The organism is Mesorhizobium sp. M0088 (assembly GCF_040322895.1).
In the GTDB taxonomy this organism is placed as follows: Bacteria; Pseudomonadota; Alphaproteobacteria; order Rhizobiales; family Rhizobiaceae; genus Mesorhizobium.
Genome location: NZ_JAMYUI010000025.1, coordinates 93,750 through 107,085 on the forward strand (window position 1 = coordinate 93,750; position 13,336 = coordinate 107,085).

12 protein-coding genes are annotated in these 13,336 nt (G+C 63.6%); 3 read left to right on the forward strand and 9 right to left on the reverse strand.

The window, feature by feature from the left end; translation table 11 throughout:
- Together NKJ67_RS26780 and NKJ67_RS26785 are read left to right on the forward strand one after the other, a co-directional pair.
- Positions 1 to 1,770, forward strand: coding sequence for a type I secretion system permease/ATPase (locus NKJ67_RS26780; protein ID WP_352584160.1), 1,770 nt, complete (start codon positions 1 to 3; stop codon positions 1,768 to 1,770).
- Positions 1,767 to 3,116, forward strand: a complete 1,350-nt coding sequence (locus NKJ67_RS26785) for an HlyD family type I secretion periplasmic adaptor subunit (RefSeq protein WP_352584121.1) — start codon at positions 1,767 to 1,769, stop codon at positions 3,114 to 3,116. The genes NKJ67_RS26780 and NKJ67_RS26785 overlap by 4 nt, the downstream gene beginning before the upstream one ends.
- A gap of 20 nt (positions 3,117 to 3,136) precedes the next feature.
- Here NKJ67_RS26785 and NKJ67_RS26790 read toward each other — a convergent pair whose 3' ends face one another.
- The 8 genes from NKJ67_RS26790 to NKJ67_RS26825 form a co-directional block, all read right to left on the reverse strand.
- A complete protein-coding gene (locus tag NKJ67_RS26790) occupies positions 3,137 to 3,973 on the reverse strand; it encodes a sulfite exporter TauE/SafE family protein (protein WP_352584123.1) in 837 nt (278 codons plus the stop codon).
- 92 nt (positions 3,974 to 4,065) lie between these two features.
- Complete coding sequence (gene pldH, locus NKJ67_RS26795) at positions 4,066 to 4,812, reverse strand: pyridoxal 4-dehydrogenase, SDR-type (protein ID WP_352584125.1); 747 nt, start codon at positions 4,810 to 4,812, stop codon at positions 4,066 to 4,068.
- A gap of 33 nt (positions 4,813 to 4,845) precedes the next feature.
- The gene (ppaT, locus tag NKJ67_RS26800) at positions 4,846 to 6,024 is read right to left on the reverse strand and encodes a pyridoxamine--pyruvate transaminase (protein WP_352584127.1); all 1,179 of its coding nucleotides are present in this window, start codon (positions 6,022 to 6,024) and stop codon (positions 4,846 to 4,848) included.
- Positions 6,025 to 6,172: 148 nt separating this feature from the next.
- Complete coding sequence (gene pldA, locus NKJ67_RS26805; RefSeq protein ID WP_352584129.1) at positions 6,173 to 6,979, reverse strand: 4-pyridoxolactonase; 807 nt, start codon at positions 6,977 to 6,979, stop codon at positions 6,173 to 6,175.
- A 47-nt stretch (positions 6,980 to 7,026) separates the two neighbouring features.
- Positions 7,027 to 7,962: a putative B6 ABC transporter permease subunit 1 gene (locus NKJ67_RS26810; RefSeq protein ID WP_352584131.1), complete on the reverse strand. Its 936-nt coding sequence runs from the start codon at positions 7,960 to 7,962 to the stop codon at positions 7,027 to 7,029.
- A gap of 2 nt (positions 7,963 to 7,964) precedes the next feature.
- Positions 7,965 to 9,062: a putative B6 ABC transporter permease subunit 2 gene (locus NKJ67_RS26815; RefSeq protein ID WP_352584132.1), complete on the reverse strand. Its 1,098-nt coding sequence runs from the start codon at positions 9,060 to 9,062 to the stop codon at positions 7,965 to 7,967.
- Positions 9,059 to 10,627 (reverse strand): putative B6 ABC transporter ATP-binding protein, encoded by a 1,569-nt coding sequence (locus NKJ67_RS26820; protein ID WP_352584134.1) that lies wholly within the window; start codon positions 10,625 to 10,627, stop codon positions 9,059 to 9,061. Before NKJ67_RS26820 ends, NKJ67_RS26815 begins: the two co-directional genes overlap by 4 nt.
- Before the next feature lie 78 nt (positions 10,628 to 10,705).
- Positions 10,706 to 11,734, reverse strand: coding sequence for a putative B6 ABC transporter substrate-binding protein (locus NKJ67_RS26825; RefSeq protein ID WP_352584136.1), 1,029 nt, complete (start codon positions 11,732 to 11,734; stop codon positions 10,706 to 10,708).
- 100 nt (positions 11,735 to 11,834) lie between these two features.
- Here NKJ67_RS26825 and NKJ67_RS26830 point away from each other — a divergent pair, with 100 nt between their 5' ends.
- Complete coding sequence (locus NKJ67_RS26830) at positions 11,835 to 12,260, forward strand: hypothetical protein (RefSeq protein ID WP_127408288.1); 426 nt, start codon at positions 11,835 to 11,837, stop codon at positions 12,258 to 12,260.
- Between the two features lie 38 nt (positions 12,261 to 12,298).
- Here NKJ67_RS26830 and NKJ67_RS26835 read toward each other — a convergent pair whose 3' ends face one another.
- On the reverse strand, positions 12,299 to 13,309 hold the full coding sequence (locus tag NKJ67_RS26835) for an ABC transporter substrate-binding protein (RefSeq protein ID WP_128364752.1): 1,011 nt from the start codon (positions 13,307 to 13,309) through the stop codon (positions 12,299 to 12,301).
- Positions 13,310 to 13,336: the final 27 nt, after the last annotated feature.

Genomic DNA, 13,336 nt, shown 5'->3' on the forward strand with positions numbered 1-13,336 from the left:
ATGAAAACCAAGCAACAGCCCCCTGCCCTGCAGGTGGTGATGAAAGAGATCAAACGCGCCATTCGGCCGCTGATCTGGTTCAGCGGAGGCATCAACGTGCTGATGCTGACCGGGGCGCTTTACATGCTCCAGGTCTACCACCGCGTACTCGGCAGCCATAGCCTGGAGACGCTGGTGATGCTGTCGCTGATGGCGGCGGCCGCGCTCGGGACGCTCGCCGGGCTGGAAGTAATACGCGGGCGTCTTCTAGCCAAGGTCGGATCATGGATGAACGCGCGCCTGGGACCGGTTCTGCTGACCGCATCGGTGGAATACGCCGCGTCGGCGCCTGGCCAGGCCAACGCCCGTCCGCTGCGCGATCTGGACCAGGTGCGGAATTTCTTCACCAGCCCGAGCGTCTTCCCGATCCTCGACGCGCCTTGGGCGCCGCTGTTTTTCGCTGCCATTTTTGTCATGCACCCATGGCTTGGATGGCTGGCGCTCGGCGGCGGGATCGTCCTGTTCGCTTTGGCGCTGCTCAACGAATACGTCACGCGAAAGCCCTTGACCGAGGCTGCGGGTGCGCAGTCGCGGGCATATGTGCAGGCCGAGGCTGCAATCCGCAACGCCGAGGTCGTCCAGGCCATGGGCATGCTGAAGCCCCTGTTGGAGGGCTGGAAGGCACAGCAGGACGAGGCGAACAAAGGACAGGTTCTTGCCGCCAACCGGGGTGGGGCCATCGCGGCTATCGCGCGTTGTCACCGGCTGGCCCTGCAAATGGCGATACTCGGCCTCGGCGCCTATCTGGTACTTCGCAACGAGGCCTCGCCCGGTATCATGATCTCCGCCTCGATCCTGATGGGCCGCGCATTGTCACCGGTCGAGCAAGCCATCGGCACATGGAAGGCGACGCTCGGAGCGCGTGCCGCCTATCGGCGTCTCACCGCTGTCGCCGGACAGCACCGGGAATCCACACCGGTTCTGCCGCTACCACGACCGAAAGGCAGGTTCGAGGCCGAGAACATTGTGCTTGCCCGACAGGGTGGCGAACATATCCTGAAAGGCATCAACTTCCGCCTCGAGCCGGGTGAAGCGATGGCGTTGATCGGTCCGAGCGGGGCTGGCAAGACGAGCCTGGCGCGCATACTCGCCGGTGCCTGGCGCCCGTCCGCGGGGCGCGCCTTGCTGGACGGAACGGATGTTGCCCAATGGGCGGCGGAAGACCGTGGCCGTCATGTCGGCTACCTACCGCAGGACATCGAACTCTTCGCCGGCACCGTGTCCGAAAATATTTGCCGCTTCGCGACGCTCAACCCGGCGGTCTTCAACAAGGTGGTCGAGGCCGCGCAGTTGGCAGGAGTCCACGAACTGATCAAGGGACTGCCGAAGGGTTACGCCACCGAGATCGGCGAATCCGGCGCCGTCCTGTCAGGCGGGCAGCGCCAGCGCATCGGGCTGGCGCGGGCACTCTACGGCGACCCCGCGCTGCTTATCCTCGACGAACCCAATTCCAACCTCGACAGAGAGGGCGAGGAGGCATTGATTGCTGCTCTCGGCGTGGCCAAGGCCACGAACACAACCGTTATCCTGATCGCGCACCGCCCCAACCTTTTGGACAAGATAGACAAGATACTGGTGCTCAACAGAGGTCAGCAAGATCTCTTCGGGCCGCGCGACCATGTCTTCAACGAACTCGCCAGCCGTGTCGGCAAGGTGGCCCATCTGCCCAAGGCGGCCCAGTTGCCAGCCCTTGAAGTGGTGAAGGAAATCAAAGAGGTCAAGGAAGCATGAGCCGCCCCCCCGAATTGAAGGTCGTGCCGCTGCCCCTCGCGCCGCCCTCTCTCCTGGAGCCGCAACCCCTCCGTCTCACCGGCGTGACGTGCACCGGCTTCGCGATCATGTTCCTGTTCTTCGGCGTGGCCGGGGGATGGGCGGCCCTGGCGCCGCTGGACAGCGCTGCGGTAGCGTCGGGCGTGATCAAGGTCGCCGGCGACCGCAAGCTCATCCAGCACCTCGAGGGCGGCATCATCGCGGAGTTGAACGCCGCCAACGGGGATATCGTCAAGGCGGGCAAGATCCTCGTCGGGCTCGACGACACGCAGGCAAAGGCGCAGCTCGACCTGATCCAGAACCGGATAGCAACGCGTGAGGCGCTGGCCGCGCGTCTCAGGGCCGAGCGTGACGGCAAGACCGAGATCGAGTTCAATCCGGCGTTGCTCGCAAACCCCGCGATCGCCGTGAAGGACGCGGTGGCAGCACAGCGTGACGTGTTTACAGCGAAGCACCACAATCTGAAGGACGAGCAGGAAATTCTCGTGCAGCGCCGTCACCAGGTCGAGGAAGAGATAACGGGGCTGGAGCAGCTTATCGTCACGGAAGACAAGCAGATCGAGGCAATCGAGGGTGAAAGCAAAGACCTTGAGGGTCTGCTCAAGAAAGGGCTGACCACCCGCGAACGGAACTTGTCGCTCAGACGCCAGCAGCGGGAGATCGAGGGCGAGCGCGCCACCAATGTCGCGGCAATCGCCCGTGCCGGAAGCGCCATGGCCGAGATCGACATGCAGATCCTGAACCTCAACACAGTGCGCCTGAACGAGGCCGTCGACGAGTTGAGCAAAGTCGAGGCGGAGTTGTTTGACCTCGGACAGCAGGAGCGTTCCGCCAGGGACGTGCTTAGCCGTACCAACGTCGTCGCGCCGGTTGACGGCATCGTCATGGAGCTGAAGGTCCATACGGCGGGCGGTGTCGTGAAACCCGGTGAGACATTGATGACGATCGTACCGCTCGGACAACAACTCGTGGTCGAGGCTATGGTCAAGCCGGAGGATGTCGAGACGATCGCACCCGGACAGCTCGCGCGCGTCAGCTTCCCGGCCTTCGCCCGCTACAACCTGCCGCCGCTCGAGGGCGTCGTGGAGATCGTGTCGGCTGACCGCATGGTTGAGGAGCGCAGCGGCGCACCGTTTTTCGCCGCGACGGTTGTGATCGACAAAAGCGAACTGGGCAAGCTGGAGGGCCGCAAGCTGCTGCCCGGCATGTCGAGCGAGACGATGATCCGGACGGGGACCCGCACCGTGCTCTCTTATCTCGCCGAGCCGATCACGCAGAACCTCCGCCGGGCCATGCGGGAAAAATAGCCGTAGGCCGCCCAACGAATTCAGGAAAGCAGCATTCGGCCGGCCGTGATTGCCAGGAAGAACGCAAAGGCAAGCTTCAGGTAGCGCGGGTTGAGCGCGTGGGCGAGCCTTGCGCCCAGAGGAGCGAACAGAAAGCTCATGGGCGCTATGATGGCAACCGCCGGCAGGCTGACATAACCCAGGCTGAGCGGGGGCCTGCCTGCAATTGCGAGACCCGACCAGATGAAGCCGGCCACCGCTGGAAGCGCGATAAGCAGGCCAAGCGCCGACGATGTGCCGACGGCCCGGTGCACCGGAAAGGAGAAGCTGGAAAGCGTCGGCACCGACAGTGTGCCGCCGCCAATTCCCATGAGCGAAGAGACAAAGCCGATCACAGCAGCGATCGCGCGGTTGATCCAGCAGCTTTGCGGCAGGTGATCGGAGATCACGAGGTGCTTCGGCAACGCCATGTTGACGGCCACCAGCAGGCCGACGACGCCGAAGACCAGCCGCAAGCCGGCGCCCGGGATGAATTTCGACATGATGCCGCCGATGAGGGCACTGACGAAAATGGCCGGTCCCCATAGTGTGAGCAGTGCCCGGTCGACATTGCCGCGCCTGTTGTGCGACCGCATCGACGAGATCGAGGTGGGGATGATGACCGCAAGCGACGTCGCGACAGCCAGATGGCTGATCACAGCAGGCGAAAAATGGAACAGGCTAAGCACCCAGAACAGCACCGGGACGATGACGATGCCGCCTCCGACTCCCAGCAGACCGGCGAGCACGCCGGAGGCCATTCCGGTCATGGCCAGGCCGGCGACCAGCATTGCAATCGTCAGCCCGTCGAAAACCGACGTGTCGAATCCGAAGTCCACTATGATTTTTCCTTGATTGGCCGCGCTCGTCCGCTGCTGCGACCCCATGCAAGTCGCCCGGAATGCACAACAGGTTTTGGGATGCGCTTTGGCTAGTGGCGCACCATCCCGGCGTCGACATTGAGCGTCTGGCCCGTGATCCAGCGCGCATCGTCGGAGGCCAGGAACGAAACCACGTCGGCGATATGTTCCGGCTGCCCCTTGCCTTTCATCGCCTGAAGCATCTCGACGAAGCCGAACGCCTCGTTGTGCGGGCTCGCCTTGACGCCGTCGCTCTCGATCAGGCCGGGCGTCACCGCATTGGCGGTGATGTTGTATTTGCCAAGCTCGGTGGCGAGCGCCCTGGTGAAGCCGATGACGCCACCCTTGGCCGCGACATAGGCCGCCATGTTCGGCGTGCCGGCAAAGAAGGTGTTGGATGCGATGCTGATTACCCGTCCGGCCTTCCCCGCCGCACGCATCTGGTCCGTACCGGCGCGGCTGACGATGAAGGTGCCGGTCAAATTGACATCGATGATCTTGCGCCAATGGTCGAGATCGACATCGTCCCAGGCGATGAACGGCACGATGCTGGCATTGTTGACCAGGATGTCGATGCCCCCGGTCAGGGCCTGGATTTCGGCGAAGAGTGCCTTGACGGATGCCGGATCGGAAATGTCGGCGGCGATCGCCCTCGCCTTTCCACCTATCGCCGCGGCCGCCGCCCCGGCGCCTTCGGCATTGATGTCGCTGACGATGACGGTTGCCCCGTCGGCGGCAAGCCGCGCTGCGATCGCCTTGCCGATACCCTGCGCGGCGCCTGTAACCAGGGCCGTCTTTCCCGCAAGCCGTTCAGTCATGAAAATGCTCCCTCAATCCGTGGTGATGTCTGTTCAGGCGTCGGCGTCGATCACGGCCAGCGCCGCGTCGATGCCCTTGCCGATCGCCAGTTTCTGGCCGGCCGCGTTCATGGCGCCGCCCAGTGCCGTCAGCGCCGCGATCGCATAGATCGGCTGGGCTGTCGGTCCCATATGGCCGATGCGCGTCAGCTTTCCCAAGGTCTCGCCACGGCCAGACGAAAACACCACGCCGTAGCGGGCGCGCGCGGCCTGGCGAAGCGCCTTCTCGTCGACACCTTCGGGCGTGCGGACAGCGGTCGTGGTCGGCGACGCGATGCTGTCGCTGGCGGCCCAGATCGACAGGCCCATCGCGGCAACGCCGGCGCGCATGGCCTTGGCGGTGAGTGCATGGCGCGCCCACACCGCCTCCGGTCCCTCATTGAGGTAGAGGTCGAGCGCGACATCGAGCCCGTTGATCTCCGAGACCGACGGCGTGAATGGAAACGGCTTGTCCCGCCACCACGCATGCTCCCAGTCGACGATGCTCAGCATCGACGCGCGCGGGGCCAGGGGATTGGCCTTCATCTTGGCCCAGGCCCGCTCGCTGACACCCATCATCGTCAGGCCGGGAGGCGCGCCCAGGCATTTGTTCGGGCCGGTGACATAGATATCGGCCTTGCAATCCTCGGGATGCGTCTTCATGCCGCCAAAGGACGAGACCGCATCGACGATGAGATAGCCGCCATGCGCCGAGACCAGCGCACCGATGGCGTCGATCGGATTGATGGTGCCGGACGGCGTGTCGTGGTGGCAGACGGAAACGACGGTGATCTCCGGATGCGCCTTCAGCATTGCCTCGACCTCCTGCGGATCGATCGCCTCGTTATAGGGCACCTCGATCTCGAGCAGATGTGGCGAATAGCGCTTCGCCCAATAGCCGAACCCCTTGCCGTAAACGCCTGAGGCAAGGTTGAGCACGACATCGTCCGGCGTGATCAGCGAGGCCGCGGCGGCCTCCAGGCCAAGCACCGGCTCGCCATGCAGGATGACCGGCTTGTTCGACAGCCGCATCGCCTTTTGCGCCTTGTCGACCACACCCTCGTAGAAGAGCTGGAACGCCGGGTCGTAGTCGTAGAGCACCGTACGCCCGAGGCCGCGCAGCACTTCGGCATAGGCGTTCACCGGCCCTGCGGTCAGGGTGATGACCGGATCGGCGTGTTCGAGATAGCGCATCGTCTTGTCTCCCGATTGGCGGCGATTAGAGCATGATCCCGAAAAGTGGGAACCGGTTTTCTCGGACAAACGGTTTTCGTTTGTCCAGAGATCATGCTCCAACAAAGAGATAGATTAGGATGATGGTTCAACCAAACGTCATCCTGATCTAGCCGTAGAATTGCGTACCGGTCCTGTAGGTCTTGAAGTTGTCCATATCGTGCGAGTACATCAACTCGGCGCCATGGTCCTCGGCGAGTTTCTTCACCTTGCGCATCGAATTGACGCCCGCCACCGGGTCGATGTGGAAGGCCGCCTGGCACAGCGTTTCAAGGCTCTTCTGCGTATAGGCCGCATCGATCGTGAACATGATCGGCTTGCGCTTGGGGAACTCCACCAGCAGGCTGTAGTGGCCGATCGAATGGCCGGGCGTCGAGATCAGCCGGACGCCCCGGGCAAGCTCGACGTCGCCGTCGATGCCTTCGAAGCTCGAGTTCGCCCGTGTCGTTCCCGCAAGCAGTTGCCCGGTCGCGCCACGCGCTTCGGCAGCCTCCGCCGAAAAACTCAGATCGGAATAGCCGAGATGTTCGAAAGGCTGGGGATCGCACGCCTGCGGCACCTCGGTCCGGTGGCAGATCTTCTTGGCATGCGGAAAATACTTGTTGCCGCCGCAATGATCGAAGTGGAAATGCGAGTTGACCACGACGTCGATGTCCTTCGGCTCAAGGCCGAGCAGCGCCAGGGCGCCGGGGATGGTCTGGTGCTTTTCCTGGATCGGCTTTTCGAATGGCAGCACCTTCATCACATGATCGTAGTCGTAGCCGGTGTCGATGAGGAACCGGCCCTCGGCATGTTCGATCAGGATCGAATAGACCGGGAAGCGCACTTCGCCGCCAGGGCCGCGATTCCAGAACACATGATAGCCGTCGAGAACGAGCGAGCCGCCGTCGAGCAGGTAGACCTTGGTATCCGACATTCTTGCCTCCTTTATTGGCGCGGGTCCCATCCGCGCATGAATTGTCCTCAGCGCGCGCCGCGCTCGTATGGAATGCCGAGCGCCGCCGGCAGGCTCGCGCGCCGGCCGAACAGCACCAGCATGATCATCACCGCCAGGAACGGCAGCATCTGGATGATGTCGGTCGGTATGTTGATGCCGGCCACCTGCATGGCCGTCGTCAGCGACAGGCAGACACCGAACAGCAACGCACCGAACAGCACCCAGATCGGGCGACCGCGCGCCAGCATGGCCAGCACGATGCCGAGAAAGCCCGCGCCATTGGTGATGAACGGAATGAACAGCCCAGCCCCGACATTGGCGAGATAGGCGCCGCCGAGCCCAGCCAGCGCTCCAGTCGTCAACACGGCGATGGTGCGGGTCCGCACGACATCGATGCCGGCGACATCGAGCGCGGCCGGCTTGTCGCCTGCCGCCTGCAAATTGAGGCCGAGTTGCGTGCGCCGATAGAGGTAGCTCATGCCGAAAACCAGCGCGACCGCCAGATAGACGATCAGATGATGCTTGAAGAATGCAGGCCCGATGACCGGGATGTCCGAAAGCAGCGGAATGACGGTCGCCTCCGCCGCGGGCAGGCGCGGGTAGCTGCGTGAGAACTGGAAATGGTGGAGCAGTGCCGTCAGGCCCTCGAGCCCCAAGGTCAGCGCGATGCCGATGACGATCTGGTTCAGCCCGATGCGCACGCAAAGCAGCGCCATGACAAGCGCCACCGCAGCACCCCCGGCGGCACCGGTGAGAAAGCCCAGCCACAGCGACCCGGAATAGAAAGCGCCGACAAAGCCGAGATAGGCGCCGGCCAGCATCATGCCTTCGATGCCGATATTGAGCACGCCCGCCTTCTCGGAGATCTGCTCGCCGAGCCCGGCAAGCAGCAGCGGGATCGCCGCGGTGACGGCGCCGAACAGGAGCGCGCTGAGAAAGACTTCGCTGAACAGCCCGGTCATGCCTAAGCCCTCCGCGACTGGTTGTATCGGTGATCGAAATATTCGGCGAGCGCGAGCACGATCAGCACGATGGAAACCAGCACCAGAGTGAAATGATTGGGCACGCCGAGCCGGCGCGCCGCGCTCTCACCGCCGATCGAAAGCACCGAAAGCAGGAACACGAAGCCGATGGCTGCAAAGCCGTTCATGCGGGCGAGAAACACGGCGGGTATCACCGCAAGCCCATAGGCGGGATTCCAGTCGGCGCGGACATTGCCCTGGACGCCGATGATGTCGACGGCGCCGGCCAGCCCGGCCAGCCCGGCCGAAATGGCGAAGACGGCGACGGTCAGGCCGGGGACGCTGAGCCCCGAGTGAACCGCCGCGCGTGGATTGGCGCCGACGATCCTCAGCTTCAGCCCGAACGCCGTGCGCGTCATCACCAGATGCACGATGACGATCGCCGCCAGCCCAAGCAGCAAGCCGCTGGTGATGGTCGTTTCGAACAGGCGCGGCAGCCGGTCCTCCACCGGCAGCGTGCGCGTCTGCGGCACGGTCGTGTTGGGATCGCGAAACGCCAGCTTGACCAGCACATTGGCGAGCGAGGTGCCGAGGAACGTCATCATCAGCGTGGTGATGATCTCGTTGACGCCCTGATAGGCACGCAGCAGGGCCGGCACCAGCGACCAGATCATCGCCACCACCATGGCGATGAGGAACGAGCAGACCAGCGCCAGCCAGGCTGGCATGACCTGCACGAACATAGGAGCGCTGGCCGCCGCCGTCACCGCGCCGAGCAGGAACTGGCCGTCGCCGCCGAGATTCCACATGCCGGCGCGAAAGGCCACGATCAGGCCGGCGGCAAGAAACAGCAGCGGCGCCATGCGCGTCAGCGTCTGCTGGATGCCGAGCGGCGAGAACAGTCCTTTCTCCAGCACGAAGCCGTAATAGGCGAGCGGGTCGACGCCGACCGCAAGCAGGATACAGCCGGCTATGACGAGAGCGACGAGGATCGGGCCGAGCGTCATCAGCAGCCGATGCGCGATGTCGCGGCGCGTCCTTGCCCCGCTCGTGGCATCGAGTGCGGTGGCACTGACCGTGGGTGCGGTGTCGATGCTCATGCGGCAAGTCCGATCATCAGGCGACCGACCTTGGTGCGGGCATCGTCGGCATTCTCGACGGTGCCGACCAAAGCTCCGTCGGCGATGACGGCGATGCGGTCGCACATGCCAAGCAATTCCTCGAGGTCGGTGGAGATCAGCAGCACCGCAAGGCCACGCGCCGCCGTGTCGCGGATGCGCTGGCGCGACGCCAAAGTGTTGGCGAGATCGAGCCCGTAGGTCGGCTTGTTGAAGATCACCACCTTGGCGCCCTCAGCCAGTTCCCGTGCCAGAAGCACCTTCTGGATGTTGCCGCCGGACAGCCGCGCGACAGGCGTCTTCAGGCTCGGCGTACGCACGTCGTATTCGCGCACGAGCTGGGCGGCGCGCTTGTCGATCTCCGCGCGCTGCTCGACGCCGTTGCGCCAGAACGGGGCCGCGCCGACCTGCTTGAGGAAGAAGTTGATCGAGACCGGGAAGGTTCCGACAGTGCCCTCGCCCAGCCGGTCGTCGGTCAGGTAGCGAAGGCCGCGCCGGCGGCGCTCGCCGACGCTCAGCGTCTCGATGGCGGCGCCGTCCAGCCGTATCGAGCCGCCGGCAGCTGTACGCTGGCCGGCCAGCGCTTCCGCCAGTTGCTTCTGGCCGTTGCCGTCGATGCCGGCAATGCCCAGGATCTCGCCCGGGCGGATGTCGAAGGAGATCGACGACAGGCCCGGCGCATTGTCCGTCGGCGCGACCGCCAGATCTGCGACCTGAAGCAGCGGGGCCGCTTCTGCTCGGGCAGTGCGGACCGGACGCTCGACGGCTTCCGGATCATCCTTCTGCTTGCCGAACATCAATTCCACGATCTCCGAGACGATCTCCTGTTCGCCCAGCGCGCGAAACCGCTCGGGCGGGATCTCGCCGACCTTGCGGCCGAGCTTCAGCACCGAGATGCGATCGCCGAAGGCAGCCGCCTCCTTGAGCTTATGGGTGATGAAGACGATCGCCAGGCCCTGCTCGACAAGGCGGCGCATCAGTGCGCCGAGTTCGTCGATGCCTTTCGGCGTCAGCATGGAGGTGGACTCGTCAAGGATGAGCAGCCGGCTGTTGCGCAGCATCGCGCGCAGAATCTCGACCTGCTGCTGCTCGCCGAGCGACAACTCCGATACCTTGGCTTGAAGCTTGACGGTGATGCCGAGCGTGCCGGTGATCTCGGCGACGCGCGCCGCCAGTTCCTCGGTCCTGGGGCGCTGCCACCACGGCCCGCCAAGCAGGAGATTTTCCGCCACCGTCAGCGTCGGCACCAGCATCATGTGCTGGAATACAGTGCCGATGCCGAGTGCCAGCGCATGGCGCGGCGAGGTGATCGGCGTCGGTTTGCCGTCGACCAGTATGCGTCCTTCGTCCGGCTGCTGCAGGCCGGACAACATGCCGATCAGTGTCGATTTTCCAGCGCCGTTCTCGCCCAATAGCACATGCACTTCGCCCGGGCGGATCGACAGGTCGACGCTGTCATTGGCAACGATGCCGGGGAACCGTTTGGTCACGCCTTCAAGCGCGACGATGTCGCGCCCTGCAACGGACGATGAAGAAAAACCGCTCATGAAAGCCCAGCACCAAAAAAACGGGAATCGTCCGGAGGGGTGAACGGATCACCCCTCCGGCAGCCGGCCGTGATCGCCTTACTGGGCGACGCTGGTCATCAATGCCCTGACGGCGGCCGCGTCATAGACCGGCTCAACCTTGATCTTGCCGGAAATGACGTCCTCGCGCAGCGCCTGGATTTCCGTCCAGGCATTGTCCGGGATCGCAGCGGTCTTCAGCAGCTTGACCGAGTCGTCCTTGAGGCCGATCGTATAGTGTTTGGTGCCGAACGTGTCGGCCTTCAGGTCGGCAATCATCGCCGCATAGACCGGCTCGATGTTCCACACCACCGACGACAGCAGGAAGCCCTTGTCGATCGGTGACTTGTCGCCGATGACGTCGATGAAATAGACTTTGCCGCCATCGGCTGCCTTGGTCGTCTCGACCGCCTGCAGCATGCCGAAGCTCGAACCGTTGCCTTGGCCGAAGATGATGTCGGCACCCGATGCGATCACGCTTTCGGTGACGCGCTTGCCGCCGGCCGCGTCGCTGTAGGCGGCAGGGCCGATCACCGCATAGGTGATCTTGACGTCAGGGTTTTCCGCCTTCACGCCTTGTGCGAACGCCGCCGACTGCGAATTCCACGATGGCGGTTCGCCCGAGACGACGATGCCGACCGACTTGGAACGCGACACCTTGGCGGCGAGACGGCCGGCCAGATAGGCACCCTCGTGGCCGCTCAGCGTATAGTCGGCGACGAGGCCCTTCTCCAGGCCGGCTGGCGTGTCGACGATCGCCACCGGAACTTTCAGTTCCTTGGCGATTTCGGGCGCCGAGGTGTTGTAGCCGCTGGCATGCGCGATCAACAGGCTGGCGCCGTCGGAGGCAAGTTCCCGCAAGGTCGGACGAACGTCGCCATAGCCGAGCCCCTGGGCCACGACCACTTCGACGCCGGCGGCCTTGCCCGCCGCCTTGGCGGCGTCGATGCCTTGCTGGTTCCAGCCATAGTCCGTGCCTTCTTCGGGCGTCAGGATGGCGATCGACTTGACCTCGCCGGCAAGCGCGCCGCTCATCAAGACACCGGTCAATATAACTGCACTTACACTGCTCTTAAGAAACTTTAACATGTTACCCTCTCTGTTGTTTTACCAATCAATATTCTTATTGTTATTGCGCAAAAGCGAGATAGACTGCCTAGGAAAAATTACATTATGGAGCTCAGGCAAAGTGAAGATCCGTTATGCCCTTCCGGTGATGCTGGCGTTGTCGTCCTTCGCCAACGCGGTTGAGTTGCACCATGTCACCGTCCGCACCGGCACTGACGGGCTCGACATGGTTCCGTTGACGATTTCGAATGCGGGCAGCGAAAGCCTCTCCTGCAACGCCGACTTCGCCCACTGGTATTCAGCCGGGATCGCAACGGTCGAGCCGGGCAAGAAGACCCGCGTCGAGCTCTGGTTCGATGCGAAGACCGGCACGTTCACGATCCTCAACGACAAACGCGAGAACCTGCCCGTCGAGCGGCTGTGGTGCGGTCTGGCGAGCCGCGCATATGCCACCCGCGTGCAGGTCACGCTCGACCGCACCGATGCGGCGAAAGGCGAGCGTGATGTGTCCTGCGGCATCGCGCGGGACAGCCTGGTCTGCCGGTAGGCGGTCATCGGGCTTTCCGTTCGAACACCGCGCGCCCCTTATTCTTTTGCCAGGAATGCGTCGGTGAAGACGTCGTCCGCCGACAGAGCCGTCTTGAGCACGCCCTGGTCCGTCAGCGTCTTCAGGGTCTCCTCCCACTGCGTCTTCGTCATCCAGCCAAGACCGTGTTCCTTTGTGTCGGGGCTGCTGAACGTCGATGCGATGTCGGCGTTGATCTGCGCCAGCAGTACATCCTTTTTCTCCGCATAGCCGGGCGCGGCCTTGGCCGTGATCTCGGCGGCCTCTTCCGGATGAGCCACGACATAGTCGAAGGCCTCCCTGTATGCCTTGACGAAGCGGCGTACGACGTCCGGCTTGTCCTTGATCATCGCCTGCGAGGTGAACAGGCCCGAGCCATAGGCTTTCCACCCATGGTCCGCCCCCATCATGATGCTGAGCGAGCCGGGGCCTCCGGCCTTCGCTTCCAGTTCGGGAACCTCCGCATCGATATAGCCGACGACCGTCTGAACCCGGCCAAGCAGCAAATAGCTTTCATAGGGAGGCGAGACGCTGTTCAGCGTCATGTCCTTTTCGGTCAGGCCGTTGGCGGCCAGGAAACCCTTGAAGAAGATGTAGGTGGAGCCGGCCGGATGAATGCCGATGGTCAGTCCCTTGAGGTCGGACGGCTTGGTGAGCTTCAGCGTCTTGGCCAGCGAAATGATCCCCAGCGGCGAGTGCTGGTTGACAGCCGCCAGCGCCACGACCGGGACATTCTGCGAGCGTGCGACGGCAAGCGTGGGAAGATCGCCGAACCCGAAATCCGCGTTCTCATTACCCACCAGCCGCATCGCGTCCGGCGAGCCGGACCCCTTGCGGATCTCGGCCACATCGATGTCGTTCTTGGCGAAGAAGCCCTTTTCCTTGCCGACGAAAAACATGGCGTGATTGCCGCGCACCACCCAGTCGAGCTGGACGTTGACCTTGTCGGCCGCCAGAGCCGCGCTGGAGAAGCCGAGTGCCGTGACAAACGCCGCGAAGCTAGCGGCCTTGATAAGTGAGCGTCTCAGCATGTTTTGTTCCCTTGTATGAATTTGGTT

What these genes read in the sequence shown, in the direction of transcription:
- NKJ67_RS26780 (WP_352584160.1), top strand. Translation starts at nt 1, where the DNA reads ATGAAAACCAAGCAACAGCCCCCTGCCCTGCAGGTGGTGATGAAAGAG.
- NKJ67_RS26785 (WP_352584121.1), top strand. Translation starts at nt 1,767, where the DNA reads ATGAGCCGCCCCCCCGAATTGAAGGTCGTGCCGCTGCCCCTCGCGCCG.
- pldH (WP_352584125.1), bottom strand. Translation starts at nt 4,812, where the DNA reads ATGACTGAACGGCTTGCGGGAAAGACGGCCCTGGTTACAGGCGCCGCG.
- ppaT (WP_352584127.1), bottom strand. Translation starts at nt 6,024, where the DNA reads ATGCGCTATCTCGAACACGCCGATCCGGTCATCACCCTGACCGCAGGG.
- pldA (WP_352584129.1), bottom strand. Translation starts at nt 6,979, where the DNA reads ATGTCGGATACCAAGGTCTACCTGCTCGACGGCGGCTCGCTCGTTCTC.
- NKJ67_RS26810 (WP_352584131.1), bottom strand. Translation starts at nt 7,962, where the DNA reads ATGACCGGGCTGTTCAGCGAAGTCTTTCTCAGCGCGCTCCTGTTCGGC.
- NKJ67_RS26815 (WP_352584132.1), bottom strand. Translation starts at nt 9,062, where the DNA reads ATGAGCATCGACACCGCACCCACGGTCAGTGCCACCGCACTCGATGCC.
- NKJ67_RS26820 (WP_352584134.1), bottom strand. Translation starts at nt 10,627, where the DNA reads ATGAGCGGTTTTTCTTCATCGTCCGTTGCAGGGCGCGACATCGTCGCG.
- NKJ67_RS26825 (WP_352584136.1), bottom strand. Translation starts at nt 11,734, where the DNA reads ATGTTAAAGTTTCTTAAGAGCAGTGTAAGTGCAGTTATATTGACCGGT.
- NKJ67_RS26835 (WP_128364752.1), bottom strand. Translation starts at nt 13,309, where the DNA reads ATGCTGAGACGCTCACTTATCAAGGCCGCTAGCTTCGCGGCGTTTGTC.